The organism is Mesorhizobium sp. MC2-1-1 (genome assembly GCF_057597255.1).
The window spans coordinates 4,588,942-4,615,501 of the sequence record NZ_CP195205.1; the positions used below are offsets into that span (position 1 = coordinate 4,588,942).

Sequence of the window (26,560 nt, forward strand, 5' to 3'; positions counted from 1 at the left end):
GCCTCAGGAATCGCCCGGCGCGTTGGTGCGCCTGCCGTAGCGGTTCGGTCCGGGATCGCTGCGGAAACAGGCGAGGATGATGAGCAGGATAGGCCCGATGACGAGCGAGATCAGCGCAAAATAGGTCGGCTTGCCGAAATCATGGAAGCGCTTTGCCGTCACGGCGAACGTGGCCCAGGCCGAGATCAGCAGCACACCCCAGCAGATCATGGCCCAGTTCTGGCTGGCGGTCGTGTTCAATTCCACCCGCGCGAACTGGTAGAACGGAAAGAACTGGACAAGCACCAGCAGGATCCCGGCCAGCGCATAGGCGGCCGGGCTCAGCCGCCCCGAAAGGCTGAAGAACAGCCAGAGGAATTGTGATCTTTCAGACAACCGCGTCCGCTCCGTCAAAGCATGTCGCCCGAAAGTGGGAACCGGTTTCGGGACAAAGACATGCGCAAGATCAAAACCTAAAGCGCAGGGGGCGAATCTGAAAGATCGTGACGCGCTTTAGGCAGGATCAATCGCGCAGCAATTCGTTGATCGAGGTCTTGGAACGGGTCTTGGCGTCGACGCGCTTGACGATGACGGCGCAGTAGAGGCTCGGACCCGGCTCGCCATTGGGCAGCGGCTTGCCCGGCAGCGATCCGGCGACGACCACCGAGTTCGCCGGCACCTCGCCGTAGAATACCTCGCCGCTGGCGCGGTCGATGATCTTGGTCGACTGGCCGATGAACACGCCCATGCCGAGAACGGAGCCTTCGCGCACGATGCAGCCTTCGACCACTTCCGAGCGCGCGCCGATGAAGCAATTGTCCTCGATGATGGTCGGGCCGGCCTGCATCGGCTCCAGCACGCCGCCGATGCCGACGCCGCCGGAAAGATGCACGTTCTTTCCGATCTGGGCGCAGGAGCCGACCGAGGCCCAGGTGTCGACCATGGTGCCCGAATCGACATAGGCCCCGACATTGACGAAGGACGGCATCAGCACGGCGCCCGGCGCCACATAGGCCGAGCGGCGCACGATCGAGGACGGCACGGCGCGAAATCCGGCCTTCTCGAAGTCGACCGCGCTCCAGCCGTCGAACTTCGACGGCACCTTGTCCCACCACACGGCCTGTCCGGGGCCGCCCTTGATGATCTCCATCGGATTCAGCCTGAAGGAGAGCAGCACCGCCTTCTTCAGCCATTGGTTCACTTGCCACTTGCCGTCGTCCTGCCGCTCGGCGACGCGGGCCAGGCCCCGATCGAGGAGGTCGAGCGCGGACTGGATGGCGTCTCGCGCCTCGCCGCGCGTCGCGGGCGAAATCGTGTCGCGCTCCTCGAAGGCCTTTTCGATGGTCTTTTCGAGGCTCGCCAGATCGGGCTTCGACATGATTTCGCTCCATTACCAAGCTGTTAAGGGGCTCAGCCTTAACCTGTCTAAAAGTCGCGCGGACCCTATGTTAAGGCTCAACGGGGGTCAATCGCGCCAGCGTCACGGGACGGCGCAAGTAAGGGAATTGGACGGGTGGACTCGATGACTCCCATGGAAAAGGCAGGGTGGACGCCGCTGCCGCATTCGGACGAGGACCTGGAGCGCGCGAAAAGCGTGCCGGATACGCCGCAGACGCGTGCCGAAACCTACCGGCTGGCATGGAACGATCCCGACTTCATGACGCGGCGCGAATTGCGCGCCGTGCGGCTGCAGCTCGAACTCTTGAAACCGGAGATGATCCTGGCCGAGCGCGGCATCCGCTCGACCGTGATCCTGTTCGGCGGCGCCCGGCTGCCGGAACCCGGCGGTGAGGCCTGGGCGGCGAAGAACGAGACGCAGAAGAAAAACCTCGAGGCGAACAGCAAATATTACGAGGAAGCGCGAAAGTTCGCCCGTCTGTGCTCGCAGCAATCGGCTGCTTCCTATTATCGGGAATACGTCGTCGTCACCGGCGGCGGGCCTGGCGTCATGGAGGCGGGCAACCGCGGCGCCGACGATGTCGGCGCGCCGTCGATCGGCTTGAACATCGTTTTGCCGCATGAGCAGGCGCCCAACGCCTATGTCACGCCGGAGCTCTGCTTCAACTTCCACTACTTCGCCATCCGCAAGATGCATTTCGTCATGCGCGCCAGGGCGGTCGCCGTGTTTCCCGGCGGTTTCGGCACGATGGACGAGTTCTTCGAGACGCTGACCCTGATCCAGACCGGACGCATGGAGCGCGTGCCGGTCATCCTGTTCGGCAAGGCGTTCTGGCGAAGGGTGATCGACCTCGACTTCCTCGCCGAGCAGGGCACGATCTCGCCCGGCGACCAGGACATCATCGACTTCGTCGACACGGCCGACGAAGCCTGGGACATCATCCGCCGCTTCTACAATCTGTAAGCCCGTCGGACGACAGACCGCGCGCCTGCCAATCTCCAGGGCATGCCGCCTGCCAATGCAAACAGAGTTCAGGCGACGACGTCGACGATCGCGGTCAGGAAGCCCGAAAGGTTGTCGGTGACGAAATCGACGTCGTCGTCATTCGCCGGGTCGCGTTCCCAAATTTCCGAGAAGGTGGGCTCGAAATTGCGCGGCACCACCAGCACGGTCGTCATGCCGAGCGTTTTCGGCACTGCCAGGTTGCGGGCCAGATCCTCGAACATCACCGCATTGGGTCCGGTCACCGAATGCAGTTCGGCGAAGCGCTCATAAGTCTGGCGTTCCGGTTTGGGATTGAGCCCCGCCGCCACGATGTCGAAGATGTCGTCGAAATGTTCCAGTATACCAAGCTGGCGCGCGGTGCGCTCGGCATGCCTGCGGTCACCGTTGGTGAAGATGAACTTGCGCCCCGGAAGCTGGCGGATCGCCGCGCCCAGCACCGGATCCGGAACCAGCCGCGAATAGTCGATGTCGTGCACCTTCTCGAGAAAGTCGTCGGGGTTGATGCCGTGCCGCTTCATCAGCCCGTTCAGCGTCGTGCCGTATTCCAGGTAGAGCTCTTTCTGCAGCTTGCGCGCATCATCGCGCGAGAGCGTCAGCAGTTCGCCGACATAGGCGGTCATCTTCACGTCGATCTGCGCGAACAGGTTCGAGTGATGCGGATATAGCGTGTTGTCGAGGTCGAACACCCAGTCGGTGACATGGGCAAAACGGGCGGGGTCGGGTGTCGTTGTCATGGGTTCCTTATGGCATGCCGCCGCTCAGTTTATCCACAACTTAGACGCGTCTCGAATTGTGAAAATGGCGCCTCGCCTCAAATTTTAAATGTCTTGGAAAGGTCGCCTTTAACGCTTGCTGGCACAGAGGTTCTCCGTTGGGAGCAAGTGATGAGTCGGATATTTCTGAGGGCAGCCGCCGTGGCGTTTGCTTCGGTCGCTGTCTCGCTGTTGTTGACGCTGATTGTGGTTCCGGCGATTGGCTTCCCAATGAGCCGTGCCGTCTGGCTGGCATCGACGGTGTGCCCGCTCGTGCTCGCCTGGGCCGCCAGCGCCGGCAGCTTCTGGCGGAGCGACCGGCTGCAGAATGCGCATCGCGAGCTTGCCCGCGCGCACGCGCAGCTCGCCGCGGCGCACCGGCGCCTCTCGGAGAAGGCAAGCCGCGACGATATGACCGGCATGCTCAACCGAGAAACCTTCTTTGCCGCGCTCGACGGTTCACGGCGCAAGAGCGATCGCGGCGCGCTGCTCATTATCGACGCCGATCACTTCAAGAGGATCAATGACAATTATGGTCATCTGGCCGGCGACGAAGCGCTGCTTCTGATCGCCGGCGCCATCGAGCGCGGCGTTCGCAGGGGCGACGTGCTCGGCCGCATCGGCGGCGAGGAATTCGGCGCGTTCCTGGTCGGCGCCAGCGAAGCGGAGGCCAAGCATGTCGCCGAACGCATCCGCCGCGAGGTCGAGCTGCTCCGCTTCCGCCCCGTCGACGAGCGCACTGTGCCGCTCACCGTGTCGATCGGAGGCATCAGCTGCGGCGAGAGCGCAACCGTTTCCGATCTGATGCGCGCTGCCGATCGCAGGCTCTACGAAGCGAAGAGCCGGGGCCGCAATCTTTCGATCCTCGATCGCGAGTTCTCGGAAGCGGCATGAAGTTTCGCCGCGGGCGTCAGGAGAGCCCTAACCATATCCGCAATCAACCGCGCTGAACTTGCCCGCGAAACGCCGTCTTCACCCAAGTTTGGCACGGAACTGGCGTCTTCGGCGGCACGTGTGTCGTTCAGGAACGGCATGCGTGGATCGAGGCCCCATCGAGAGACGTGTCATGAGCAGGTTCATAAGAAAAATGTCGCGCCGCGCCATCGTGCAGGCGCTGGTCGCACTGCCGGCGCTGAAGCTGTTCGGCAACCGGCCGGCCATGGTCGATCCAGATGAAATCGTCGAGATCAACGGCTGGATCCTGCGGCGGAGCGATCTCGCATGATCTTTGACAGCTACGAGGCCTACAAGCAGGCCGGCTTCAGGCCCAAGGCCTGCGTACTCGGCTCCGGTCCGGCCGGCACCACGATCGCCAGGAAGCTCGGCGCCGCGGGCATTCCGGTCGTCGTCCTGGAAGCGGGTTCGCGCGAATTCAGCGACCAGTCGCAGGATTTCTACCGTGGCAAGACGGTCGGCGATTTCTATTTCGATCTCGACATCACCAGGCTGCGCTTCATGGGGGGCTCGTCCAACCACTGGGCCGGCTGGTGCCGCGTGTTAGACACGCACGACTTCCAACCCAAGGCCTGGGCGCCCGATACCGGCTGGCCGATCAGCCGCGCCGACATCGAGCCCTATCTGCCGGAGGTGCACGACATCCTCGAGCTTCCCGACTTCCGCCCTGATGTGCCGGTTTCGGACGACATCCGCTGGGTGCAATTGATCAAGAGCCCCGCGGTGCGCTTCGGCGAGAAATTCGCCGACGAACTCGACAAGAGCGGGAACATCGCCGTCGTGCTCAACACCTACGCGACCGAGCTTACCGGCGACGGCAAGCGCGTCACCGGCGCGAGGCTCTGGTCGAACGGACAAGACGCGGGCGCCTTCAGCGCCGACTATTTCGTCACCTGCACCGGTGGGCTCGAAAACTCGCGGCTGCTGTTGTGGTCGAATGAGCGTTCGAATGGCGGCGTGGTGCCGAACGCGGCCGCGCTCGGCCGCTACTGGATGGAGCATCCGACCTTCGAAGGGGGCAACGCCATCCTCGCCAATTACAGCGAGTTCGAGGTCGATGACTCCAACGAGGCTTTCTTCTCGCCGACGCTTGCCGCGATGGAGCGGCTGCAGATCATGAATTTCGGCATCCGCCTGATCGAGTCGCCCTATCCCAACGTCAAGAAACTCATCGCCGACCTCGCCTGCACCGCTCCGAGCATGGCGGAGTGGATGTCCTCGAAGCTAGACCAGCGGCTGCGTTGCGCCGCCCAGCTCTACGTCGCCTGGGAACAGGCGCCTCTCGCCTCGAACCAGATCGAGCTGTCGAAGAGTGACGTCGACCACGCCGGCGTGCCGCGCATCGAACTGCACTGGAAGAAGTCGCCGCTCGAGCGCCGCACCCTGCTCGAAGGACTGAGGCTGTTCGGGACGACGATGGCGCAGAAGAATCTCGGTCGCGTGCGCATCGACGACTGGATCAGCAATGGCGGCGATTATCCGACCAACGAGGAAACGGCCGGCCATCACCATATGGGCGGCACCCGCATGGGGACTGATGTCCTCAAGAGCGTCGTCGACGCCAATTGCAAGGTGCATGGCATGGACAATCTCTATGTCGGCGGCTCCTCGGTGTTCTGCACGTCGGGCCAATGCAACCCGACCACGACCATCACCGCGCTTGCCTGCCGGCTGGGCGAGCATCTCGGCAAGGTGATCGCCGTCTGAAGCCAAGGATGCGCGGCGGTACGGCCGCAATCGCAAAAGAGGCGCGCTGCTTGCCTGGAACGCTCAAGCGGCTCAGCTGCCTGGCAGGCAACTGAGCCGCTCCGATGTCGGTTGGGCGAAAACCGACCTCAGACCGTCGCCGGGTCGAGCGCCGGCCGGCCCTTGAACCGAGCCACGATACCGGCGAGGTCGGCGCTGCCGAAAGCGTCGCGCAGCACGTCGAAGGACGGCAGCACGAAATAGGCGCGCTGGAACTTGTCGATCTCGTAGCCGGTGCGCATCACCGTCTCGAGGTCGAACGGCACATGGTGCGCATCCTTGCTTTCCACCGCGAACTGCAATTCGGTGAAGGACGACATCAGCCCGGCGCCGAAGGCTTTCACCGGCTGGCCGGCTTCCTGGATGAGCCCATACTCGGCGCTGTACCAGTAGAGCCTCGTGATCATCTCATCGCCGCCGAGCGCGATCAATTCCTCGGCCTTCTCGCCATACATCTGCATGAAGTCGGCGAAAACCGGCTGGGTCAGGATCGGCACGTGGCCGAAGAAGTCGTGGAACATGTCCGGCTCGACGATATAGTCGAGCTCTTGTCTCGTCCGCAGCCAGTTCGTCACCGGGAAGCGCCGGTTGGCGAGATGGTCGAAGAACGGACCTGCCGGGATAAGGCCCGGCACCGCGACGATCTCCCAGCCGGTCAGCCTGGCGAGTTTCTCGCTCACCTCGTCGAAGTCGGGAATTCTGTCGAGCAGGCCGAGCGCCGCGACGCCGTCCAGATAGGAACGATGCGCAAGCTTCCTGGTCAGTTTCGTCTGGCGGTCGCAGAGCGTGCGCCACACCGCCTGCTCTTCGGCGGAATAGTCGTAGCCCTGCGCCACCGTGAAATCGGAGCGACAGACCGAATAGTCGCCGCGAAGGCCCTGCGCCGCGCATTCGGCCGCGTAATCGGCAACGCTGATAGTCATCATATCCTCCTCGAGATCGTGATCCGTGGATCGCGGGAGGGAGTTTAGGAGCGATCGCTGAGGTAAATCCGCCTTGTTTGTAGATCGAGGGCTGATTTGGAGGTAAAAGCACTCAGATCAACGAAGGATAGAGAAGATATGCCTCAGCTAGACGACTTCGAGATCAAGATGCTCGATATCCTGCAGCGCGACGGACGCAAGCCCGTCTCGGAGCTGGCGCAGGAGATCGGCTTGTCGACCACCCCTTGCGCGCGCCGGTTCGAGGCGTTGCGGGAAGCCGGCATCATCAAGGGCTTCGCCGCCGTGCTCAGCCGCCGCGCCCTTGGTCTGACGGTCGAGGTGTTCATCCAGGTGCGGCTGGTCAGCCACAGCGACGGCTCTCCCGAAAGCTTCATCGCCGCCGTGCAGCGCATGGACGAGGTCTCATCCTGCTGGACGATGACCGGCGACCACGATTTCCTGCTGCATGTCATGGTGCCGTCGGTCGATGACCTGAACGCTTTCGTCATGCACCGGCTGATGCGGCTGCCCGGCGTGCGCGACGTGCATACGCAACTGGTGCTGCAAAACATCAAGGGCCCGGGCCACGTGCCGCTCAACCATCTGCGGCGCTGAAGCGGTTCCAGGAAAAGTGTGAGGCGTTTCCGTCCGAAGTCGCTTCAAGACAGAACTTCTACCGAAAAGCTGCGGGGAAACTGCTGAACCGGGCCAAGGCTGCTTCGACATCGGCGATTAGCAAGAGCGGACCAACATGGAGGTCCGACCTTGAACATCGTGCTGATCAACCCGCCGCACACCGCCATCGGCAGCCGTGTGCCCGACGATCACTTGCCGCCGCTCGGGCTGCTGGCGATCGGCGGCCCGCTGATCGATTCCGGCCACCAGGTGCGCTTGGTCGATGCCGAGTTCGGGCCGATGCCACTTACGGGGCTGGTCGACGAGGTCCTGCATGACGACCCGGATTTCGTGCTGATCGGCCATTCCGGCTCGACCTCGGCCCATCCGACCGCCTTGAGGATCGCGCAAATGGTCAAGGCGCGCGCACCACGCGTCATCCTCATCTATGGCGGCGTCTTCCCGACCTATCATTGGCGCGACATTCTCGCCGCGACGGATGCCTTCGACTTCATCGTGCGCGGCGAGGGCGAGGCGTCCGCGACGGCGCTGGTCGAAGCCATCGAGATGCGCCAGCCGGCGGCAAGCGTCGCCGGCATCGCCTATCGCGACGATCTCGGCCGCCCGGTCGCCACGCAGGCGGCGATGACCATAGCCGATCTCGATGCCTGGCGCGTCGGCTGGGAGCTGATCGATCATCGCCGCTACTCCTACTGGGGCGGCAAGCGTGCGGTGGTCATGCAGTTCTCGCGCGGCTGTCCGCATCTTTGCAACTATTGCGGCCAGCGCGGCTTCTGGACCCGCTGGCGCCATCGTGACCCGGTGAAGTTTGCCAAGGAGATCGCCTGGCTGCATCGCGAGCACGGCGTCGAACTGATCAACCTGGCGGACGAGAACCCGACCTCCTCCAAAAAGGCCTGGCGCGCCTTTCTCGACGCCATGATCGCCGAGGACGTGCCGGTGCTGATCGTCGGCTCGACGCGGGCCGACGACATCGTGCGCGACGCCGATATCCTGCATCTCTACCGAAAGGCCGGTGTTATCCGCTGGCTGCTCGGCATGGAGAACACCGACGAGGAGACGCTGTCGCTGATCCGTAAGGGCGGCAGCACCAGATCGGATCGCGAAGCGATCCGGCTGCTCAGGCGGCATGGCATCCTGTCGATGGCGACCTGGGTGGCCGGCTTCGAGGATGAAACGCCGAGTGATCTCTGGCGCGGCTTCCGCCAGCTCATCGCCTACGATCCGGACCAGATCCAGGCGCTCTACGTCACGCCGCACAGATGGACGCCATTCTTCCGCATCGCCCGCGACCGCAAGGTGATCCAGAAGGATGTCCGCCTTTGGGACTACAAGCACCAGGTGTTGCACATGACCCGGCTGAAGCCCTGGATGCTGTTCTTCGCCGTCAAGCTGATCGAAGTCGCCGTTCAGTCGCGGCCGAAGGCGCTGGCGCGCATCCTGTTCCACCCCGATCCCGAGCAACGTCATTCGATGCGCTGGTACACGAAGATGGGCCGCCGCGTCTGGTTCCGCGAGGTCTGGGGTTTTCTCGCCCGCGACAGCCGCGTGAGCGATGGCCCGACGCTCGCCGAATTCTGGGGCGCGCCGCAGGACGCCGAGGAGGAGTCGATGATCGTCCGGAGGCCGTCTAGAGGGTCGGCCGAGAATGTCACTCTTCTCGACCAGCGTGCCGGTCAGCGGCGCACGGCGTATGGGAGCCTTAAAATTTCACATTGAGTGTGTCAATCCACTCATCATTGAAAGTAGGAAGATGATCAATGAATGGATTGGACCTAAAAAACGTTATCAACGAGCTTCGGCTTAGCCAGAGCGAGTTTGCTCAGATGCTGGGCGTCTCTGTGGGGGCCGTTTCGCAGTGGCTATCAGAAACGCGAGGCATCCCCGGTCCAGTCGAGGCGTTCGTTGGACTGTTCATGAGACTGCCTCCAGCTGTTCGCGAAGCTGAGATCCTGCATCTGAAAAAAGGAAAAGCTGCAATGAGAAATGGAATGTATCTAATTCACTTCGTTGGCTCGGCCGGTCAAGGCCATGCCACCCTCACCCTTGTCGACGGCCTGGCATATGGTTTTGACGAAGCGGGAGCCCTCTACGACGGTACGGTAGCGATGGCACCCGAAGGCAACGGCGTCTCCATTGTGGATGTCAAAGTTCGCATGCCACCTAATGTGCCAAGCGTGATCGGTGGGGTTACGCAGCCCTTCGAATGGGTTCTACCCGTGAAGGCAAAACTGAATCTGCAACTGGATTCAGGGTATGCGACAGTTGAAACAGGGCTCGGCCCCAGCATCACAGTTCAGTTCACGCGTGTGCGCGACCTACCGCAACCGAAGGCTGCTTGATGAAGAAGATTAGCCGGCTGATTAAGGAACGATCAGCGTGCCGGCGCCGTGCTCGGTGAACAGCTCCAGCAGCACCGAATGCGGCGTCTTGCCGTTGAGAATGACGACGCCTTCGACGCCGCGCTCGATCGCCTCGATGCAGGTCTCGACCTTCGGGATCATGCCGCCCGACACCGTGCCGTCCTTGATCAGCGCCTTGGCTTCGGCCACCGTCAGCTCGTCGATCAGCTTCTTGTTCTTGTCGAGCACGCCGGGCACGTCGGTCAGGAAGAGCAGGCGCGAGGCCTTGCAGGCGCCGGCGATGGCGCCGGCGAACGTGTCGGCGTTGATGTTGTAGGTGTGACCGTCGCGGCCTGGCGCGACGGGCGCCAGCACCGGGATCATCTCCGAGCGAGCCAGAAGGTCGAGCAGCGTGCGGTCGACCTCGACAGGCTCTCCGACGAAGCCGAGATCCAGCACGCGCTCGATATTGGAGTCGGGGTCAATCATGGTCTTGCGCGCCTTTTCGGCGAAAACCATGTTGCCGTCCTTGCCGCAGAGCCCGATCGCCCATTCGCCCTCGGCGTTGATCAGCGCCACGATCTCTTTGTTGATCGAGCCTGCCAGCACCATTTCGACGATCTCGACCGTCTTCTGGTCGGTCACGCGCAGGCCGCCCTCGAATTTGGATTCGATGCCCATCTTGGAAAGCATCGCGCCGATCTGCGGCCCGCCGCCATGCACGACGATCGGGTTGACGCCGGACTGCTTCAGCAGCGCGATGTCGCGGGCGAACGCCTTGCCGAGCTCGGTGTCGCCCATGGCATGGCCGCCATATTTGACCACCACCGTCTTGTTCTCGTAGCGCTGCATATAGGGCAGCGCCCTGGAGAGCAGCGCGGCCTGCATTTCGGCGGTGGCGGTGATGTCCGTCATCGGTCGGGTTCCGGAACTGGCAAGGATTGGCGGCGTCTTAGCGGGAATTGCCGCGGCCCGCAAACGGCTTTGCGCTCACAATGACGAAATCGTGTGCCGGGCGTCTATGCGGGCAACTTGAGCGGCGCGCGCCGCTTAACCATCCGGAAAGCTTCTCCATCTGGGCGGCGAAGGACAAAAGCGTCTCCTCGTCGCCGGGCCGCCTGGATGCCGAACGGCAGGTCGCCATTGCCGCGCCGCTCTACGACGCCGCGCGGCGGGCCAGGATCGTCGACCGCACGCTGCCGCTGGCCGGCGTGCCGTTCGCGCTCAAGGTTCTCGGCATCGGCCTCAAGGGCGTTCCGATCCATGGCGGCAGCCGTTGACGTCCGGCCTTGTCGCCTCGGCGCGCGCTATTGCTGCATCGATGAGCTCCTGCGGTGCGATTTCGCCCCGATTGACGAGCTCGCCCAGCCCGGTCGCGTCCTGTTCCCGACGCAAGTGTTCGATCGACATCCGCATTCCCGATTTCAAAAGGGGCTAGCGGGGCCGATTTGCTTAGCAACGGCCATTGCCGAAGCGCGCCGCGCAAGCACGCCGTCACGGGCGGAACAGGCTACCGGCACCCGTTGCAAATAAATCGCAATCTTCTAATTTGCGCGCATGGCGCCACAGGACATCAGCAAATTGATCGTCCGGACTTCGATGAAGGACCGGGCTGCGTTCGATCTGCTTTACAGGCAGACCAGCGCGAAACTTTTCGGTGTCTGCCTTCGTGTCTTGAGGGACAAGGGAGATGCGGAGGAAGCGCTGCAGGAAGTCTTCGTCAAGATCTGGACGAAGGCCGATCGTTTCGCGGTTTCCGATCTGAGCCCGATTTCCTGGCTGGTGGCCATTGCGCGCAACCATGCGATCGATCGCATCCGGGCGCGGCGCGGCCCTTCCGCCGACATAGATACGGTCCTCGACGTCGCCGATCCGACGCCGGGACCCGAGGCCATGGCTGTGGCGGGCGGCGAGGCCGAACGCATCCACCATTGCCTCGACGAACTGGAGAAAGACCGGGCGGCGGCCGTTCGGGGCGCCTATTTGAACGGCGAGAGTTATGCCGAGCTGGCGGAGCGCTTCAAGGTTCCGCTGAACACGATGCGGACCTGGCTGCGGCGAAGCCTGCTCAAACTAAGAGAATGCCTGGAAAGATGACGCTGGCGGAAGACAACGGACCGGAACGTGGAAGCGACGACCTGCTCGCCGCCGAATACGTTCTCGGCGTCCTGTCGGCCGAAGAGCGGCGGATCGCGTCGCGTCGCGTCGATACCGAGACGGCATTCGCCCGCCTTGTCGACGATTGGGAGGCCCACTTCGCGCCGATGGCCGCGGCCTATGCCGCGGTCGAGCCGCCGGCTTCCGTGAAGGCGGCGGTCGACCGTCGTCTGTTCGCATCCTCCGCCTCCACCACGGCGCCCAGCTCCGGCCTGTGGGCGAGCCTCACCTTTTGGCGCGGCCTGGCTGCCGCGGCCGTTGCCGCCTTGGCCGTCTATGCCGCCCTGCCTTTCATCAATCCGCCGGCGCCGCAGCCTGAGACCAGGCTGGTCGCGTCCCTCGCCGCCGACAACAGCAACGTCAAATACCTTGCCGTCTACGACGCCGCCCGCCACGAGGTCGGCCTGTCGCTCGTCTCCGGCGATCGCGGCGCCGGCAAGGATTTCGAGCTGTGGATGATTGAAGGCAAGAACGCGCCGGTCTCTATGGGCGTCATCCCCGCTGGCCAGACCGCGCGCATGGCCGTTGCCCCGGCCGTCCAGCAGAAGCTGGCGCAAGGCGCCGTGCTCGCCGTCAGCCTCGAGCCGACCGGCGGTTCACCGACCGGCCAGCCGACCGGTCCGGTCGTTGCCGCGGGCGACCTCAAGGGCATCTGATTCTAGTCGGCGCGGTTTCGAAGAATACCTGAAGTCTGTTGTCCACGGTCTGCGGGCGGTGGAAGTGCGCTGCCGCCGCATGCGGGACGGTCAGAATAAATCGACGAAGAAAAATTTCTCGGCGCTGATGAAACCATCTTTCTTGTAGCCACGTATCTCCTCTTGTTCCCAAGCACGGGAAAAACAACCCGAGGAGACTGACACCATGCGCAAGATCGCCACCCTTTTGCTCGCCTCCGCGCTCGGCTTTTCGGCGCTCGGCGCCGTTGCCTATGCCGCCAATCCGATGGTCGGCGGCGCGCCGATGTATGCCAACAAGAACATCGTCGAGAACGCCGTCAATTCGAAAGACCACACCACGCTGGTCGCCGCGGTCAAGGCCGCCGGCCTGGTTGACACGCTGCAGGGCGCCGGCCCCTTCACTGTGTTCGCGCCCACCAATGAAGCCTTCGCCGCGCTTCCCGCCGGAACGGTCGACACTCTGCTCAAGCCCGAGAATAAGGACAAGCTCGTGAAGATACTCACCTGCCATGTCATCGGTGCCAAGGCGATGGCCTCCGATGTCACCGCCATGGCCAAAGCCGATGGTGGCACACACAAGGTGAAGACCGTCGGTGGTTGCGAACTGTCGCTCAAGGCCGATGGGGGCAAGGTCACCGTAACCGACGAAAATGGCAATGTCGCCCATGTCACCATCGCCGATGTCGAGCAGTCGAACGGCGTGATCCATGTCATCGACAAGGTTCTCTTGCCGAAGATGTAACAGCCGAACCGATCGGCCCGAAACGCTCCCACCGTAACGTCAACTATCCAGTATCAACAAACTAAGGAGACTGACACTATGCGTAAACTCGCCACCCTTTTGCTTGCCTCCACCCTTGGCTTCTCCGCGCTTGGCGCCGTTGCCTACGCCAATCCGATGGTTGGCGGCGCGCCGATGTACTCCAAGAAGAACATCATCGAGAACGCCGTGAACTCGAAGGACCACACAACGCTGGTCGCAGCTGTCAAGGCCGCGGGCCTGGTCAGCACGCTCGAGGGCAAGGGGCCCTTCACCGTCTTCGCGCCGACCAATGAAGCCTTTGCCGCGCTTCCGCCCGGCACGGTCGATTCGCTGCTCAAGCCTGAAAACAAGGGCAAGCTGACCAAGATCCTGACCTGTCACGTCGTCGCCGCCAAGGCGCTGGCCGCCGATGTCGCCAAGATGGCGAAGGCCGATGGCGGCGCGCACCAGGTCAAGACGGTCGGCGGCTGCGAGCTCACGCTGAAGGCCAAGGGCGGCAAGGTCACCGTCACCGACGAGAACGGCAATGTCGCCCATGTCACCATCGCCGATGTCCGCCAGTCCAACGGCGTCATCCACGTCATCGACAAGGTTCTGTTGCCGAAGATGTAACAAAGCGGATCTGGCCGGCGAAGACATGGCTGAGCGCCGGCCGCAAGATCTAGGATCGGATCCGCCGGCAAAGGCGTGCTCCGCGCCGTCCCGCAGGGGCGGTGCGGGGCAGGATCTGGGCAAGGAAACGGATAGAACGTCACCGGCTTTTGATTTCCCGGTGGCGTTCTATCTTGGCAAAATGCGTTAGGAGGAACGGCCATGAACCGTCGCGATTTTCTCTGGAGCGGGGCTGCCGCCACCGCTCTCATCGTCGGATCCGGGGCGGTGCTGCGCGCCGCCGCACCGAAAGCCGCGCTCGCCGCCGAGACGTTCGAGATCACCAAGACCGACGCCGAATGGCATGCCATTCTGTCGGACGAGGCCTTCGATGTGCTGCGCAAGCAAGGCACGGAATATCCCGGCACCAGCCCGCTGCTCAATGAGCACCGCAAGGGCATCTTCGCCTGCGCCGGCTGCGACCTGCCGGTCTATTCGTCGGAGACGAAGTTCGATTCCGGCACCGGGTGGCCGAGCTTCTGGCAGGAGATCGCCAACTCGATCGGCAAGACGCAGGATACTTCGCTCGGCATGACGCGCACCGAGGTGCATTGCCGGCGCTGCGGCGGCCATCTCGGCCATGTCTTCGACGACGGCCCGCCGCCCACCGGTCTGCGCCATTGCATCAACGGCGTAGCGCTGAGCTTCAAGCCGGCCGCTGCCTAATCGCTTCAATCTCTCCAAAAGAATGACCCCGGAAATCGTCGCCGATTTCCGGGGTCACGCGTTGAGGAAGCCAGGCGGGGGTTCCGGCTCCTCAATGGCCTCCGCCGCCACCGCCGCCCTGCGAGGCCGGCTTATTGATGAACAGCACGAAGAACCCAAGCGACGCGAACAGCACCGTCAGCATCATGAACACGTCCATGAAGGACAACAGCGCCGCCTGCTGGTGCACCATGCCCGACAGTTTCGAGATCGCGGCGCTGGCGGCGTCGAGTCCTGCGGTCTGCTCGAAATTCTGCGTCATGTTCTGCAGCTTGGTCTGCGCGGCGGCACTTCCCCACTGCACATGCTCGGCAAGCCGCGCATAGTGGAAGGCGTTGCGGTCGATCAGCACGGTGTTGATGAGCGCCAGGCCGACGGCGCCGCCGAGATTGCGGGTCAGGTTGAACAGGCCCGACGCGTTCTTCAGCCGTTCCGGCGGCAAAGTGCCGAGCGCGATGTTGTTGATCGGCACCATGCACAGCATCATCGAGCAGCCGCGCAGGATCTGCGGGATCAAAAGCTCATAGAAGTCCCAGTCGGCGGTGAGGTGCGTCATCCACCAGGTGCCGGTGGCGAAGCCGAAGAAACCGATCATCATCATCAGCCTGAGATCGATCTTGTTCGACAGGATGCCGGCGACGGGCGCGGTGAAGAACATCGCCAGGCCGCTGACGAACAGCGCCTCGCCGATCATCATCGAATCGTAGCCACGGATGCGCCCCAGGAACACCGGATAGAGATAGGTCAGCCCGTAAAGCCCGATGCCGACGACGAAGGAGAACAGCGAGCCGAAGGCGAAGTTGATGTTGCTGAAGGCCCTTAGGTCGACGATCGGCTCCTCGGCGGTGAAGACGCGCCAGAAGAAGATGATACCGCCGATGGTCATGATGACGGCGCACGCAAAGACCGCTGGTTCCTGCAGCCAATCGTGGTTCGGGCCTTCCTCCAGCACATATTCCATGCAGCCGAGGAAGGCGGCCATGCCGATCAGACCCCACCAGTCGAACTTGTTGAACAGCTTGAGGTTGGGCTTGTCGAAATCGATCAGCGACCAGGCAGCCGTCGCCACCAGGATGCCGGGCACGACATTGATCAGGAACAGCCAGTGCCAGGACATGGCATGGCTGATATAGCCGCCAACCGTCGGGCCGATCGTTGGCGCCAGCGTCGCCACCAGGCCGATCATCGGCGAGACCACGGCGCGCTTGGACGGCGGGAAGATGGTGAAGGCGGCCGCGAAGACGCTGGGGATCATGCCGCCGCCGATGAAGCCCTGGATGGCGCGGTAGACGATCATCTGGTCGATGTTGGTGGCGGTTGCGGCGAGCGCGCTGGCCGCGGTGAAGCCGGCCGCCGCGGTGGTGAACAGCACGCGAGTCGACAGCATGCGGCTGAGGAAGCCCGACAGCGGGATCATCACCACCTCGGCGATCAAATAGGCGGTCTGCACCCAAGGTATCTCATCGGAGCTGGCGCTGAGGCCCGCCTGGATTTCCGACAGCGACGCCGAGACGATCTGGATGTCGAGGATCGCCATGAACATGCCGAACACCATCGCCAGGAACGCGACGACACGGCGCACGGGCATATGGTCCGCGGGCAGGGCCGGCGCGGCGGCAGCGACGGCGCGTCCCGGCGCTGATCCTGCGGTGATGGTTGCGGTTGCCATGGCATGGCCTCCCTAGGCAATTCTCAGGACAAGCGCGTGGCAGTCCCGCATTGCATCGAAATGGATAGAACAGGCTGAGCGGCCCGGCGCTCGAACGGCCACCGGACCGCCCCCCAAAATCAGTTGGTCGTCGAGGCCGGCGCGGTGCGGCTGTCGACCGCGACGACGACGCTCAGGCCGGCGCGCAGCTTGCCGGTCTTCAGCACATCGGCCGGCACGTCGATGCGCACGGGCACACGCTGCACCACCTTGGTGAAGTTACCGGTGGCGTTTTCCGGGGGCAGCAGCGAGAACACCGCGCCCGAAGCCGGAGCCAGCGAGGAGACCGTGCCCTCGAAGCTCTGGCCGTCGATTGCGTCCACCGTGATGCGGACCTTCTCGCCGGGCACCATGCGGCCGAGCTGCGTCTCCTTGAAGTTTCCGACGATGTAGAGCTTGTCCATCGGCACGACGACGGCGAGCTTCTGGCCGGGACTGACGAGGTCGCCCTGCTCGACCGAGCGGTTGCCGACGACGCCGTCATAGGGCGCCTTGAGCACGGTGAAGGACAGGTCGCGCTCGGCCTTGTCGCGGGTAAGCTGCAGCGAGGCCAGCGTCGACGCCGATTCCGCACGCTGCGCTTCCAGAACGCCGATATTGGCCTGCGCCGCCGCGATCTGGGCGTCGGCGCCCACAAGCGCAGCCTTGGCCTGGTCGAGCGCGGTCTGGGCGTCGTCGAGCTGCGCCTGCGTGCCGACATGGGTCTTGAGCAGCTGCGCGGCGCGGTCCTGGGCGCGCGCCGCATTGTCGGCGGCGGCCTGGTCCGCAACCTTCTGCGCCTTCGCCTGCGACAGCGAAGCCTGGGCCGCCTTGGTTTGCGCGTCGATGCGGTCGAGCGTCTTTGCCAGCGTCGCAATCTGCGCTTCGGCCTGGGCGACCGCGATCTTGTAATCGCCATTGTCGATGGCGAACAGCGGATCGCCGGCCTTGACCTTCTGGTTCTCGTTCACCAGCACCTTGTCGATATAGCCGGAAATTTTCGGCGAAACGAACGACATATCGGCCTGGACATAGGCGTCGTCCGTAGTGATCATGAACCTGCCGTCGGTCCAATAATTATATCCATACCAGGAGCCGGCGCCGAGCAGGGCCAGGCCGATGATCGGCAGCAGGAAGGAGCGGGCCGAGCGCTTCTTCCTGGCCGGAGCTTCGACTGGAGCAACAGGCTGGACGGGGACCTCCGGCGCTTCGGTCGACGGCTGGACCTTGGCGTTGGGAAATGTGCGGACTTCGGCGGTGGCGTTCGAGGACATGAGGATCTCTCTGAATGTCAGTCAGACTGAACCGTTCGGTTCGAATTGGCGATTGACATAGCGCGGTAAGAGGACCATATCAAGGGGAAATCGAACCGAGCGGTTCGAATATTTTAAGGAATGACTTCCATGGTCGAAACGACAGCGGACAGCGATCTGCTCGACTTGCGCAAGGGTCGTCCGGCGGCCGGGCAGGACCCGGTCAAGCGAGCTCAGATCATCGAAGGCGCGCGCCGCGTCTTCATAGACAAAGGTTTTGAAGCCGCCTCGATGAACGACATCACGCGCGAGGCCGGTGTCTCCAAGGGCACGATCTACGTCTATTTCGAAAACAAGGAAGAGCTGTTCGAGGCTCTCATCGAGGAAGAGCGCGGCACCATCTTCAAGAACATGTATGAGGTGCTCGACCATTTCGAGGACCTGCGCAACACGCTGGTGAAGTTCGGCATGGGGCTCTCGGCCAAGATCACATCCGCCAAGGTCATCCAGGCCCAACGCACGGTCGTCGGCGCGTCCGACAGGATACCCGAGCTTGGCGCGCGTTTTTACGAGCGCGGGCCGAAGCGCGGCCACGACAAGGTCATGGCCTTCCTCAGTGAGGCCGTCGAGCGTGGCCTGATGCAGATCGACGATGTCGACCTTGCCGCCTATCAGTTCACGGAGCTCTGCCTTGCCGGCCTGTTTCGCCAGTGCATCTTTTCCTACCGCACCAAGGCACCCAGCCAGGCGGAGATCGAGCACATCGTGACCTCCGGCGTCGACGTCTTCCTCAAGGCCTACGGCACGGAAAAATTTTTCGCCGAGGACAAGGCGCTGCAATCCGCCTGACCGTCCGGCACGCGGATCCGGCGCGAAAAGGGCGAGCTTGAGGGCCGCTGCGCGTCTTTGAAGGCGCGGCAGGACGGCCGACGCGACGTCGTCGAGAGCGCCGCCGATCCTCCTAAAATATCTTCGGCATCCGCCGCGACAAGCGTCGTCGGAAGGACCTGTTAACCATCGCTTCCTATGTCTCGGGAGACCTTCAAATGGCGAGTCTCGAGAATGACATCCATGCGTTTTCCCCGTGCCAATCTTTCCGGCGTTTCCGCTCATGGTGACGACGACGGTCACCGTGGCGCGGACGACGCGGGGCGCCGGGGCGCGAACCCGCAGCCGACGGCGCAAACGGGACAGGTCGTCGCGCTGCGCTCCACGCCAGGCAGCGAATCGAACGCCGCTCGTGTCGCCTCGACCGATTCGGCCGATGCCGGTGAATTCAGCCGCCCGGCCTGGCAGAACTATTTCTTCCTTGCGCCGAACGTGCGGTTCACGCGCACGCCGGACACCGATCTCGCCAAGCGCGCCGCTCCGCAGGGGGAAACTGCCGCGCACAACAAGGCGAGCGCCAGCGAACCCGCCCGGTCCGTGCCGCCGGGCCCGACGGCTTCCAATCCGCCCCGGGCAGTGCCCGCTGTCTCTGCCGCCGTGCCGCCGGCGCGAGGCAAACCGGCCCAGCCGCCTTCCACGGTTGCCGCCGCCGCTGGCCCAAAGCCTTCCACCCCGCCCCGCGCCGCCGCTCCGGCGCCCCAACCGCGCCTGACCGGATTGCGCTGGTCCTATCTTTCCGATCATGCCTTCTTCGAGTTCGGCATGCCATTCCTCGCCGAGCGCCTGGCGCGGGCGCGCCTGAATGAGACGGGACAGACGCCCGCCATTGCGGCTCCGCTCCCCGTCGAGCCGATCCCGGCGCATCCTGCGGCGGCGCAGCCAACCCAATCCCGTGCCTTCCTGGGTGAGGCGACGTCATTTTACCGCGTCATCGAGTGGCGCTCCGGCGTGGCCGCCGCAAGCCCCGCCTCGCCGCCGGCCGTCGCGGCCGATGCCCAACCGGAACCGGCGACGACCGCGCGGATTCCCGAAGCGGCAAGCGAAAGACCAGCCAGGCCGGCGCCCTCCTTGCCCATAGCCGGCGCGGTCGTGCCGTTGCCGACTTCCGTCGGCTACGAGCTTCCGTCCGAGGAACTCCTGCAGATGCCCCCGGAAGGACAGGGCTTCTACATGTCGCAGGAGCGGATGGAGCAGAACGCCGACCTGCTCGAAAGCGTGCTCGAGGATTTCGGCGTCAAAGGCGAGATCATCCATGTCCGGCCGGGGCCGGTCGTCACGCTCTATGAATTCGAGCCGGCGCCGGGCGTGAAATCCAGCCGCGTCATCGGTTTGGCGGACGACATCGCCCGCTCGATGTCGGCCGTCTCGGCGCGCGTCGCCGTGGTGCCCGGCCGCAACGTCATCGGCATCGAGCTGCCCAACGAGACGCGCGAGACGGTCTATTTCCGCGAGCTGATCGGATCGGCCGGCTTCCGCAACACCTCCTGCAAGCTGGCGCTAGGCCTCGGCAAGACGATCGGCGGCGAACCGGTCATCGCGGAACTCGCCAAGATGCCGCATCTGCTGGTGGCGGGCACCACCGGCTCCGGCAAGTCTGTCGCCATCAACACCATGATCCTGTCGCTGCTCTACCGGATGAAGCCGGAGGAATGCCGCCTCATCATGGTCGATCCCAAGATGCTGGAACTGTCCGTCTATGACGGCATCCCGCATTTGCTCACCCCGGTCGTCACCGATTCCAAGAAGGCTGTCACGGCGCTCAAATGGGCGGTGCGCGAGATGGAGGACCGTTATCGCAAGATGGCGCGCCTCGGCGTGCGTAACATCGACGGCTACAACCAGCGCGCCGCCGGCGCCCGGGACAAGGGCGAGGTGGTGACCATGCAGGTGCAGACAGGCTTCGAGAAGGGTACAGGCGAGCCGCTGTTCGAGGAACGCGTCATCGACCTTGCGCCCATGCCCTATATCGTCATCATCGTCGACGAGATGGCCGACCTGATGATGGTCGCCGGCAAGGAGATCGAGGGCGCCATCCAGCGCCTGGCGCAGATGGCCCGCGCCGCCGGCATCCATTTGATCATGGCCACGCAGCGCCCGTCCGTCGACGTCATCACCGGCACGATCAAGGCCAATTTCCCGACCCGCATCTCCTTCCAGGTGACGTCCAAGATCGACAGCCGCACCATCCTCGGCGAGCAGGGCGCAGAACAGCTGCTCGGTCAGGGCGACATGCTGCACATGGCCGGCGGCGGGCGTATTTCGCGCGTGCACGGGCCCTTCGTGTCCGACTTGGAGGTCGAGCAGGTCGTGGCGCATCTGAAAGCGCAGGGGCGTCCCGAATATCTCGACACCGTCACCGCCGACGAGGAAGAGGCTGAGGAAGCGGCCGATTCCGGCCCGGTCTTCGACAAAAGCGCGATCGCCGAGGAGGATGGCGACGCGCTCTACGAGGAAGCCGTCAAGGTGGTCAAGCGCGACAAGAAGTGCTCGACCTCCTACATCCAGCGCCGCCTCGGCGTCGGCTACAACCGCGCCGCTTCCCTGGTCGAGCGCATGGAAAAGGAAGGCCTGGTCGGCGCCCCCAACCATGTCGGCAAGCGCGAGATCCTCACCGGCCGGCGCGATCGCGAGCCCGAACGCGACGAGACGGATTGATCCCCGACGGATCAGTCCTGCAAGTTGCCTCAGCCGCCGTTCGCGACCAGTGCGATCGCGGCGCGCAATTCGTCGAGACCCGAGGCTTTCTCCGATGATGTCGCCAGGACCACGGGGAAGGCCGCCGGCCGCTTCTTGATCTTTGCCAGCGTCTCCTCGACCAGCTTCGGCACGCCCGCGGCCTTGATCTTGTCGGTCTTGGTCAGCACCACCTGGTAGGACACGGCCGCCTTGTCGAGCAGCGTTAGCACTTCCTCGTCCTTGGCCTTGATGCCGTGGCGCGCGTCGATCAGCACATAGACGCGTTTCAGCGTTACGCGGCCCTGCAGATACTCGTAGATGAGTTTCGTCCACTCATCGACCTTGTCCTTCGGCGCGCTGGCGTAGCCATAGCCCGGCATGTCGACCAGCGCCATCGGCGGCAGGTCGGCGCCTTCGCCGGAGAATCCGTCCGGCACGAAATAGTTGAGCTCCTGCGTGCGCCCTGGCGTGTTCGACGTGCGCGCCAGGCCCTTGTGCCCGACCAGCGCGTTGATCAGCGACGACTTGCCGACATTGGAACGGCCGGCGAAGGCGATCTCGGGCGGTCCCTCCGGCGGCAGGAATTTCATCGACGGCACGCCGCGGATGAAGATCCAGCCTTGGGTGAACAGCTCCGGACTGATTGCCGTTTGGTTAGTGCTCTTGTGTGGCGCGCTCAAGCTGCTGCCTCCAGCTTTGAAATGTCGGCGCCGCGAATGGCGTCGAGGTTGCGGCTGATCTTGTCGACCGGCCAGTGCCACCATGCCGCCTTGAGCAGCCGCCGCACCGTGAATTCGTCGAAGCGCATTTTCACCACCTTGGCCGGATTGCCGGCGACGATCGCATAAGGCGGCACGTCGTGCGTGACAACCGATTTCGCCGCCACGATGGCGCCGTTGCCCACCGTCACCCCCGGCATGATCACCGCATCCATGCCGATCCACACGTCATTGCCGATGGTGGTGTCGCCGCGGATCTCCTTCGACCAGGTCTGCGGGTCAAAACCTTCCTCCCAGCCATGGCCGAAGATGTTGAACGGATAGGTCGAGAAGCCGGACATGGCGTGATTGGCGCCGTTCATGATGAAGCGCGCTCCCTCCGCGATGGCGCAGAACTTGCCGATCACCAGCCGGTCGCCGATGAACTCATAGTGGTGCAGCACGCATCTCTCGGCGAATTTCTCGGGGCCGTCGGGGTCGTCGTAATAGGTGAAGTCGCCGATCTCGATGTTGGGCGACGTCACCAGCCCCTTCAGGAAGCCGACGCGCGGATGCATCGCGATCGGATGCTTTATGTTGGGATTGGGCCCGGTCATCGCCGTCCCTCCATGGTTCGCAGGCATGTTCGGGGCGCGGCCTTCGACGCCCGCGCGCGATCAAACTAACGTGATCCGGTTGCGGCACCAACCGTTCAATGGCTGCCGCGGCAGATCACGATGGGATTGGAGAGGGCGCTGTCGAACCCGCTGCCTTGATAGACCTGGACGTTCGACGCGCCGGGCGGCAGCGAGAAGCTGCCTTCGACGATCTTTTGCTCGCCGGCCGTGGTGTGCAGAGCCCAGCTGAACGTGCAGAATTGCGGCGGCGCCTTGGGTTGCACATGGCTGCAGTTGAGCTGGGCGCCACCCAGCATCGCCGCCCCGCCGCAGCTCACCGCGTCCTTCGCGGCGGCTGGAAAAGCATATCCTATCAGCAGCGCCGTCATGATGATCTTGAGCCGGTTCATCATCGTGTCCTTGCCGCGAAACAGGCCGGGACCGGCCGGGTTCTGGCCCATGCGATATCTTCACCGTGCGCCTTAGTCGGTCTTGCGCGCCGCGTCCAGCAGGATTATGTGCATGATGATAATAAGCATGCTCACGAAAAGTTGTCCGCCGACTCCGAAAACCTCCCATGTCCAGCTCACCCAACATCAGCTTCGTGCTACACGACGTCGTGCGCCTGCTCAGGAAGCGGTTCGAGCAGCGCTCGCGCGCCTTTGGGCTGACCCGCGCGCAATGGCAGGTGCTGACCCAGCTTTCGGTGCATGAGGGCATCCACCAGAACAAGCTGGCCGACCTCATCGAGATCATGCCGATCACGCTCGCAAGGTTGCTCGACAAGATGGAAGCGCACGGCTTCATCGAGCGCCGGCCCGATCCCGCCGACCGCCGCGCGTGGCTTCTCTACCTGACCCCGAAGGCCCATCCGCTCATCGAGGTGATGCGCGGCAACGGCCACAAGACGCGTGAGGAGGCCTTCGCCGGCCTGTCCGCGGAAGCGCAGCAGCAACTGCTGCAAGCCCTTTGCCTGATCAAATCCAATCTGCTCGAGGCCTGTACCCAGCCGGCCGTCGACCCGGAGAAAGCCCATGTCTGAAGGAACATCGCCCAGAAAGCCCGCCGACGCGGAAAGCGAAAGAGCAAGCGACCAGGTCATTCGCCTGGACAGCCAGCGTGAGCAAAGGCGCGGCAACCATCCGCCTGTCGTCGAAGACGATGAGCTGGAGGTGCCCGTGGCGCCGGAGCCGGCAGCCGAGGCTCCCTCGGCCCAGCCGAAGCCGGCTGCCGTCACGGTGGCTCCGCCGGCTCCCGCCAAGCCGCGCCGCAGCCGCACCCGGCCGGTCCTGTTCGCGCTGCTGCCCGTCGCTCTGGTGGCCGGCGGCTACTACTATGTCGTCGGCGGCCAGATCATGACCACCGACAATGCCTATATCCAGGCGCAATCGCTCGGCGTTTCGACCGATGTCTCCGGCACCGTGCAGGAGATCGACGTGCATGACAATCAGGCGGTGAAGAAGGGTGATGTGCTCTTCCGTCTGAGGCCGGCCTCCTTCGAAACCGCGCTCGCCGGCGCCAAGGCGCAGCTCGGCACCGTGCGCAACCAGGTGCTCACGCTGCAGGCGAGCTATCAGCAGTCGCTGGCATCGATCGATCAGGCCGAAGCGGACATTCCGTACTACGAATCGGCCTTCCAGCGTCAGCAGGACCTGCTCAGGACCTCGACAGCCTCCAAGGCGACTTTCGACAGCGCCCAGCACGATCTCATAGCGGCCCGCCAGAAGGTCATCGTCGCCAAGGCGCAGGCGCAGGCGATGCTTGCCCAGCTCGGCGGCGACGCCAGCCAGCCGGTCGAGCAGAACCCGTTCTACCTGCAGGCCCGGTCGGCGGTGGACGACGCGCAGCGCAATCTCGGCGACTCCGTCGTCAAGGCGCCGTTCGACGGCATCGTCACCAATGTCGATGCGCTGCAGGTCGGCAAATACCTGCCGGCGTCTCAGCCGGCCTTCAGCCTGGTGTCGTCGACCGATATCTGGATCGCGGCCGAGCCGAAGGAAACCGAGCTCACCTATGTGCGCCCCGGCCAGAAGGCGACGATCAGCATCGACGGCTATCCGGGCGAGGTCTGGCACGGCACCGTCGGCTCGATCAGTCCAGCTTCCTCGTCCAGCTTCTCGCTGCTGCCGGCGCAGAACACCTCCGGCAACTGGGTCAAGGTCGTGCAGCGCATTCCGATGCGGGTGACGATCGACGATCCGGACGGCAAGCCGCCGCTGCGTGGCGGCATGAGCGCGGTCGTCAGCATCGACACCGGCCACGCCCGCGGCCTGCCCGACTTCGTCACCGATCTCCTCAAGCGGTTCGGACAAAAGTCATGACAACGGCTTCCGCGACAGGCGCGCCCGCGGTCGCCAATCGCGGCGCCATCACCGCCTGCGTGATCCTGGCGGTCATCATGCAGGCGCTGGACACCACCATCGCCAACGTCGCGCTGCCCTATATCCAGGGCAGCGTGTCGGCGAGCGCCGACCAGATCAACTGGGTGCTCACCTCCTATATCGTCGCCGCCGCGGTGATGACGCCGCCGTCGGGCTATCTTGCCAACCGCTTCGGCCGCAAGCGTATCCTTTTGGTGGCGATCACCGGCTTCGTGGTGGCGTCGGTGCTGTGCGGTTTCGCCCAGTCGCTGCCGCAGATCGTCGGCTTCCGTCTGCTCCAGGGCCTGTTCGGTGCGGCGCTAGTGCCGCTGTCGCAGTCGATCCTGCTCGACATCTACAGCGTCGAGGAGCGCGGCTCGGCCATGGCGCTGTTCGGCGTCTCGGTCATGGTCGGCCCGGTGCTCGGGCCGGTCATCGGTGGCTGGCTGACAGAGAACGTCTCCTGGCGCTGGGTCTTCTACATCAACGTGCCGATCGGCGCGCTGGCCTTCGCCGGCGTCTCGATGTTCGTCCAGGAAACCAAGCTCGACCTCAAGGCCAGGCTCGATTGGCTGGGCTTCGGCATGCTCTCGATCGCCATCGCCTCGCTGCAGATGTTCCTCGACCGCGGCGAGCAGCTCAACTGGTTCTCCTCGGCCGAGATCGTCGTCGAGGCGCTGGTCTGCGCTTCGGCCTTCTACATCTTCATCGTCCACACCTTCACCGCGCGCGACACCTTCGTGAACCCACGGCTGTTCCTCGACCGCAACTTCGCCGTCGGCATGGTCTTCATCTTCATCATCGGCATCACCTATCTTGCTTCGCTGGCGTTGATGACACCGTACCTGCAGACGCTCATGGGTTATCCGGTGGTGACGGCCGGCATCGTCATGGGTCCGCGCGGCCTCGGCACCATGGCCTGCATGTTCCTCGTCGGCCGGCTGGTCGGCAAGGTCGACACACGCTGGCTGCTGTTCATCGGCCTCGCGATCACCGCCTGGGCGATGTACGACATGACCGGTTGGACGCCGGCCGTCTCGCAATGGACGATCATCAGCACCGGCTTCATCCAGGGCGCGGGGCTCGGCTTCCTGTTCGTGCCGCTCACCACCATCACCTTCGCAACGCTGGCGCCGGAGCGGCGTGCCGAGGGCACCGGCCTCTACAATCTTTCGCGCAACATCGGCTCCAGCGTCGGCATCTCTGTCGTCACGGCGCTGCTGACGCAGAACCAGCAGATCAATCACGCCAACATCGCCACCTATGTGACGCCGTATAATCCGGCGTTCGGCGACCCGGCTATCTCGCAGGCGCTGAGCCCTTACACGGCCGCCGGCCGGGCCGCGCTCGACGGCCTGGTCACGCTGCAGGCGACGATCATCTCCTATGTCGACGACTTCAAGCTGATGATGATCCTTTCGCTGGCGGCCATCCCGCTGGTGCTGCTGCTGCGCAAGCCAGGCACACCCGCCAAGATCGACCACAGCGCGGTCATGGAGTAGGGAACAGCCCGGCGCGACCGATCCGGCCATAGATCCCGGCTCGATCGTCGGCACGCTGGCGTGACCCCCGCCGTGGGGCGAAACGGCGCATGAATGACGACCCAGCCATCGTCTCGACAACTCGCAACGGCCGCAGGCAACAAAAAACCCCGGACAAACAATGCCGGGGTTCTCTCGTCCTGAATGTCAG

General features: G+C 63.9%; 28 protein-coding genes. 18 read left to right on the top strand and 10 right to left on the bottom strand.

Annotated features, from left to right (window positions below; all coding sequences use genetic code 11):
- Nucleotides 1-3: 3 nt before the first annotated feature.
- Nucleotides 4-375, bottom strand: coding sequence for a DUF805 domain-containing protein (locus tag ACR64R_RS22800; protein ID WP_487358518.1), 372 nt, complete (start codon nucleotides 373-375; stop codon nucleotides 4-6).
- A 127-nt stretch (nucleotides 376-502) separates the two neighbouring features.
- On the bottom strand, nucleotides 503-1,357 hold the full coding sequence (gene dapD, locus ACR64R_RS22805; protein ID WP_487358519.1) for a 2,3,4,5-tetrahydropyridine-2,6-dicarboxylate N-succinyltransferase: 855 nt from the start codon (nucleotides 1,355-1,357) through the stop codon (nucleotides 503-505).
- 144 nt (nucleotides 1,358-1,501) lie between these two features.
- On the opposite strand from dapD, the gene ACR64R_RS22810 reads away from it, so the two are divergent.
- Nucleotides 1,502-2,341: an LOG family protein gene (locus ACR64R_RS22810; RefSeq protein ID WP_487358520.1), complete on the top strand. Its 840-nt coding sequence runs from the start codon at nucleotides 1,502-1,504 to the stop codon at nucleotides 2,339-2,341.
- 68 nt (nucleotides 2,342-2,409) lie between these two features.
- On the opposite strand, the gene ACR64R_RS22815 is transcribed toward ACR64R_RS22810, so the two are convergent.
- Nucleotides 2,410-3,117 (bottom strand): pyrimidine 5'-nucleotidase, encoded by a 708-nt coding sequence (locus tag ACR64R_RS22815; RefSeq protein WP_487358521.1) that lies wholly within the window; start codon nucleotides 3,115-3,117, stop codon nucleotides 2,410-2,412.
- Between the two features lie 150 nt (nucleotides 3,118-3,267).
- On the opposite strand from ACR64R_RS22815, the gene ACR64R_RS22820 reads away from it, so the two are divergent.
- The 3 genes from ACR64R_RS22820 to ACR64R_RS22830 all read left to right on the top strand — a co-directional run bounded on the left by ACR64R_RS22820 (nucleotide 3,268) and on the right by ACR64R_RS22830 (nucleotide 5,796).
- Complete coding sequence (locus ACR64R_RS22820; protein WP_487358522.1) at nucleotides 3,268-4,029, top strand: GGDEF domain-containing protein; 762 nt, start codon at nucleotides 3,268-3,270, stop codon at nucleotides 4,027-4,029.
- A 172-nt stretch (nucleotides 4,030-4,201) separates the two neighbouring features.
- Nucleotides 4,202-4,360: a hypothetical protein gene (locus ACR64R_RS22825; protein WP_487358523.1), complete on the top strand. Its 159-nt coding sequence runs from the start codon at nucleotides 4,202-4,204 to the stop codon at nucleotides 4,358-4,360.
- Nucleotides 4,357-5,796 carry a GMC oxidoreductase gene (locus ACR64R_RS22830; protein ID WP_487358524.1) on the top strand — a complete coding sequence of 480 codons (1,440 nt, stop codon included), beginning with the start codon at nucleotides 4,357-4,359 and terminating at the stop codon, nucleotides 5,794-5,796. The genes ACR64R_RS22825 and ACR64R_RS22830 overlap by 4 nt, the downstream gene beginning before the upstream one ends.
- Before the next feature lie 128 nt (nucleotides 5,797-5,924).
- On the opposite strand, the gene phhA is transcribed toward ACR64R_RS22830, so the two are convergent.
- On the bottom strand, nucleotides 5,925-6,761 hold the full coding sequence (phhA, locus tag ACR64R_RS22835) for a phenylalanine 4-monooxygenase (RefSeq protein ID WP_487358525.1): 837 nt from the start codon (nucleotides 6,759-6,761) through the stop codon (nucleotides 5,925-5,927).
- Nucleotides 6,762-6,896: 135 nt separating this feature from the next.
- On the opposite strand from phhA, the gene ACR64R_RS22840 reads away from it, so the two are divergent.
- The 3 genes from ACR64R_RS22840 (at nucleotide 6,897) to ACR64R_RS22850 (ending at nucleotide 9,736) form a co-directional block, all read left to right on the top strand.
- Nucleotides 6,897-7,373, top strand: coding sequence for an Lrp/AsnC family transcriptional regulator (locus ACR64R_RS22840; protein ID WP_487358526.1), 477 nt, complete (start codon nucleotides 6,897-6,899; stop codon nucleotides 7,371-7,373).
- A gap of 150 nt (nucleotides 7,374-7,523) precedes the next feature.
- Nucleotides 7,524-9,113: a magnesium-protoporphyrin IX monomethyl ester anaerobic oxidative cyclase gene (gene bchE / locus ACR64R_RS22845; RefSeq protein ID WP_487358527.1), complete on the top strand. Its 1,590-nt coding sequence runs from the start codon at nucleotides 7,524-7,526 to the stop codon at nucleotides 9,111-9,113.
- A 41-nt stretch (nucleotides 9,114-9,154) separates the two neighbouring features.
- The gene (locus tag ACR64R_RS22850; protein WP_487358528.1) at nucleotides 9,155-9,736 is read left to right on the top strand and encodes a helix-turn-helix domain-containing protein; all 582 of its coding nucleotides are present in this window, start codon (nucleotides 9,155-9,157) and stop codon (nucleotides 9,734-9,736) included.
- 21 nt (nucleotides 9,737-9,757) lie between these two features.
- On the opposite strand, the gene argB is transcribed toward ACR64R_RS22850, so the two are convergent.
- Entirely contained in the window at nucleotides 9,758-10,651 is an 894-nt protein-coding gene (gene argB, locus ACR64R_RS22855; RefSeq protein WP_487358529.1) for an acetylglutamate kinase, read from the bottom strand.
- A gap of 80 nt (nucleotides 10,652-10,731) precedes the next feature.
- Here argB and ACR64R_RS22860 point away from each other — a divergent pair, with 80 nt between their 5' ends.
- From ACR64R_RS22860 to msrB, 6 genes are all read left to right on the top strand, one after another.
- A complete protein-coding gene (locus ACR64R_RS22860) occupies nucleotides 10,732-11,016 on the top strand; it encodes a hypothetical protein (protein WP_487358530.1) in 285 nt (94 codons plus the stop codon).
- Between the two features lie 277 nt (nucleotides 11,017-11,293).
- Nucleotides 11,294-11,833 carry a sigma-70 family RNA polymerase sigma factor gene (locus ACR64R_RS22865; RefSeq protein WP_487358531.1) on the top strand — a complete coding sequence of 180 codons (540 nt, stop codon included), beginning with the start codon at nucleotides 11,294-11,296 and terminating at the stop codon, nucleotides 11,831-11,833.
- The gene (locus ACR64R_RS22870) at nucleotides 11,830-12,549 is read left to right on the top strand and encodes an anti-sigma factor (protein ID WP_487358532.1); all 720 of its coding nucleotides are present in this window, start codon (nucleotides 11,830-11,832) and stop codon (nucleotides 12,547-12,549) included. The genes ACR64R_RS22865 and ACR64R_RS22870 overlap by 4 nt, the downstream gene beginning before the upstream one ends.
- A gap of 205 nt (nucleotides 12,550-12,754) precedes the next feature.
- On the top strand, nucleotides 12,755-13,312 hold the full coding sequence (locus ACR64R_RS22875; RefSeq protein WP_487358533.1) for a fasciclin domain-containing protein: 558 nt from the start codon (nucleotides 12,755-12,757) through the stop codon (nucleotides 13,310-13,312).
- A gap of 78 nt (nucleotides 13,313-13,390) precedes the next feature.
- Entirely contained in the window at nucleotides 13,391-13,945 is a 555-nt protein-coding gene (locus ACR64R_RS22880; RefSeq protein ID WP_487358534.1) for a fasciclin domain-containing protein, read from the top strand.
- A 201-nt stretch (nucleotides 13,946-14,146) separates the two neighbouring features.
- A complete protein-coding gene (gene msrB, locus ACR64R_RS22885) occupies nucleotides 14,147-14,650 on the top strand; it encodes a peptide-methionine (R)-S-oxide reductase MsrB (RefSeq protein WP_487358535.1) in 504 nt (167 codons plus the stop codon).
- 91 nt (nucleotides 14,651-14,741) lie between these two features.
- Here msrB and ACR64R_RS22890 read toward each other — a convergent pair whose 3' ends face one another.
- The gene (locus ACR64R_RS22890; protein WP_487358536.1) at nucleotides 14,742-16,358 is read right to left on the bottom strand and encodes a DHA2 family efflux MFS transporter permease subunit; all 1,617 of its coding nucleotides are present in this window, start codon (nucleotides 16,356-16,358) and stop codon (nucleotides 14,742-14,744) included.
- A 119-nt stretch (nucleotides 16,359-16,477) separates the two neighbouring features.
- Nucleotides 16,478-17,650, bottom strand: coding sequence for an HlyD family secretion protein (locus tag ACR64R_RS22895; RefSeq protein ID WP_487358537.1), 1,173 nt, complete (start codon nucleotides 17,648-17,650; stop codon nucleotides 16,478-16,480).
- Between the two features lie 129 nt (nucleotides 17,651-17,779).
- Here ACR64R_RS22895 and ACR64R_RS22900 point away from each other — a divergent pair, with 129 nt between their 5' ends.
- Together ACR64R_RS22900 and ACR64R_RS22905 are read left to right on the top strand one after the other, a co-directional pair.
- Nucleotides 17,780-18,478, top strand: a complete 699-nt coding sequence (locus ACR64R_RS22900; protein WP_487358538.1) for a TetR/AcrR family transcriptional regulator — start codon at nucleotides 17,780-17,782, stop codon at nucleotides 18,476-18,478.
- A gap of 213 nt (nucleotides 18,479-18,691) precedes the next feature.
- Complete coding sequence (locus ACR64R_RS22905; RefSeq protein WP_487358539.1) at nucleotides 18,692-21,172, top strand: DNA translocase FtsK; 2,481 nt, start codon at nucleotides 18,692-18,694, stop codon at nucleotides 21,170-21,172.
- Nucleotides 21,173-21,201: 29 nt separating this feature from the next.
- Here the strand turns inward: ACR64R_RS22905 and yihA are convergent, their stop codons facing one another.
- From yihA to ACR64R_RS22920, 3 genes are all read right to left on the bottom strand, one after another.
- On the bottom strand, nucleotides 21,202-21,873 hold the full coding sequence (gene yihA, locus ACR64R_RS22910; protein WP_487358540.1) for a ribosome biogenesis GTP-binding protein YihA/YsxC: 672 nt from the start codon (nucleotides 21,871-21,873) through the stop codon (nucleotides 21,202-21,204).
- Nucleotides 21,870-22,508, bottom strand: coding sequence for a CatB-related O-acetyltransferase (locus ACR64R_RS22915; RefSeq protein ID WP_487358541.1), 639 nt, complete (start codon nucleotides 22,506-22,508; stop codon nucleotides 21,870-21,872). Before ACR64R_RS22915 ends, yihA begins: the two co-directional genes overlap by 4 nt.
- Nucleotides 22,509-22,603: 95 nt before the next feature.
- Nucleotides 22,604-22,969 carry a hypothetical protein gene (locus tag ACR64R_RS22920; protein ID WP_487358542.1) on the bottom strand — a complete coding sequence of 122 codons (366 nt, stop codon included), beginning with the start codon at nucleotides 22,967-22,969 and terminating at the stop codon, nucleotides 22,604-22,606.
- A 116-nt stretch (nucleotides 22,970-23,085) separates the two neighbouring features.
- Here ACR64R_RS22920 and ACR64R_RS22925 point away from each other — a divergent pair, with 116 nt between their 5' ends.
- Genes ACR64R_RS22925 through ACR64R_RS22935 form a run of 3 tightly spaced genes read left to right on the top strand, consistent with a single transcriptional unit; the run spans nucleotide 23,086 to nucleotide 26,370 of the window.
- Nucleotides 23,086-23,550 (top strand): MarR family winged helix-turn-helix transcriptional regulator, encoded by a 465-nt coding sequence (locus tag ACR64R_RS22925; protein WP_487358543.1) that lies wholly within the window; start codon nucleotides 23,086-23,088, stop codon nucleotides 23,548-23,550.
- Nucleotides 23,543-24,829 carry an HlyD family secretion protein gene (locus tag ACR64R_RS22930; RefSeq protein WP_487358544.1) on the top strand — a complete coding sequence of 429 codons (1,287 nt, stop codon included), beginning with the start codon at nucleotides 23,543-23,545 and terminating at the stop codon, nucleotides 24,827-24,829. Before ACR64R_RS22925 ends, ACR64R_RS22930 begins: the two co-directional genes overlap by 8 nt.
- A complete protein-coding gene (locus tag ACR64R_RS22935) occupies nucleotides 24,826-26,370 on the top strand; it encodes a DHA2 family efflux MFS transporter permease subunit (protein ID WP_487358545.1) in 1,545 nt (514 codons plus the stop codon). Before ACR64R_RS22930 ends, ACR64R_RS22935 begins: the two co-directional genes overlap by 4 nt.
- Nucleotides 26,371-26,560: the final 190 nt, after the last annotated feature.

Coding starts and splice junctions, on each gene's coding strand:
- dapD (WP_487358519.1), bottom strand. CDS start 1,357: ATGTCGAAGCCCGATCTGGCGAGCCTCGAAAAGACCATCGAAAAGGCC.
- ACR64R_RS22810 (WP_487358520.1), top strand. CDS start 1,502: ATGACTCCCATGGAAAAGGCAGGGTGGACGCCGCTGCCGCATTCGGAC.
- ACR64R_RS22815 (WP_487358521.1), bottom strand. CDS start 3,117: ATGACAACGACACCCGACCCCGCCCGTTTTGCCCATGTCACCGACTGG.
- ACR64R_RS22820 (WP_487358522.1), top strand. CDS start 3,268: ATGAGTCGGATATTTCTGAGGGCAGCCGCCGTGGCGTTTGCTTCGGTC.
- ACR64R_RS22825 (WP_487358523.1), top strand. CDS start 4,202: ATGAGCAGGTTCATAAGAAAAATGTCGCGCCGCGCCATCGTGCAGGCG.
- ACR64R_RS22830 (WP_487358524.1), top strand. CDS start 4,357: ATGATCTTTGACAGCTACGAGGCCTACAAGCAGGCCGGCTTCAGGCCC.
- phhA (WP_487358525.1), bottom strand. CDS start 6,761: ATGATGACTATCAGCGTTGCCGATTACGCGGCCGAATGCGCGGCGCAG.
- ACR64R_RS22840 (WP_487358526.1), top strand. CDS start 6,897: ATGCCTCAGCTAGACGACTTCGAGATCAAGATGCTCGATATCCTGCAG.
- ACR64R_RS22850 (WP_487358528.1), top strand. CDS start 9,155: ATGAATGGATTGGACCTAAAAAACGTTATCAACGAGCTTCGGCTTAGC.
- argB (WP_487358529.1), bottom strand. CDS start 10,651: ATGACGGACATCACCGCCACCGCCGAAATGCAGGCCGCGCTGCTCTCC.
- ACR64R_RS22860 (WP_487358530.1), top strand. CDS start 10,732: ATGACGAAATCGTGTGCCGGGCGTCTATGCGGGCAACTTGAGCGGCGC.
- ACR64R_RS22865 (WP_487358531.1), top strand. CDS start 11,294: ATGGCGCCACAGGACATCAGCAAATTGATCGTCCGGACTTCGATGAAG.
- ACR64R_RS22870 (WP_487358532.1), top strand. CDS start 11,830: ATGACGCTGGCGGAAGACAACGGACCGGAACGTGGAAGCGACGACCTG.
- ACR64R_RS22875 (WP_487358533.1), top strand. CDS start 12,755: ATGCGCAAGATCGCCACCCTTTTGCTCGCCTCCGCGCTCGGCTTTTCG.
- ACR64R_RS22880 (WP_487358534.1), top strand. CDS start 13,391: ATGCGTAAACTCGCCACCCTTTTGCTTGCCTCCACCCTTGGCTTCTCC.
- msrB (WP_487358535.1), top strand. CDS start 14,147: ATGAACCGTCGCGATTTTCTCTGGAGCGGGGCTGCCGCCACCGCTCTC.
- ACR64R_RS22890 (WP_487358536.1), bottom strand. CDS start 16,358: ATGGCAACCGCAACCATCACCGCAGGATCAGCGCCGGGACGCGCCGTC.
- ACR64R_RS22895 (WP_487358537.1), bottom strand. CDS start 17,650: ATGTCCTCGAACGCCACCGCCGAAGTCCGCACATTTCCCAACGCCAAG.
- ACR64R_RS22900 (WP_487358538.1), top strand. CDS start 17,780: ATGGTCGAAACGACAGCGGACAGCGATCTGCTCGACTTGCGCAAGGGT.
- ACR64R_RS22905 (WP_487358539.1), top strand. CDS start 18,692: ATGACATCCATGCGTTTTCCCCGTGCCAATCTTTCCGGCGTTTCCGCT.
- ACR64R_RS22915 (WP_487358541.1), bottom strand. CDS start 22,508: ATGACCGGGCCCAATCCCAACATAAAGCATCCGATCGCGATGCATCCG.
- ACR64R_RS22920 (WP_487358542.1), bottom strand. CDS start 22,969: ATGGGCCAGAACCCGGCCGGTCCCGGCCTGTTTCGCGGCAAGGACACG.
- ACR64R_RS22925 (WP_487358543.1), top strand. CDS start 23,086: ATGTCCAGCTCACCCAACATCAGCTTCGTGCTACACGACGTCGTGCGC.
- ACR64R_RS22930 (WP_487358544.1), top strand. CDS start 23,543: ATGTCTGAAGGAACATCGCCCAGAAAGCCCGCCGACGCGGAAAGCGAA.
- ACR64R_RS22935 (WP_487358545.1), top strand. CDS start 24,826: ATGACAACGGCTTCCGCGACAGGCGCGCCCGCGGTCGCCAATCGCGGC.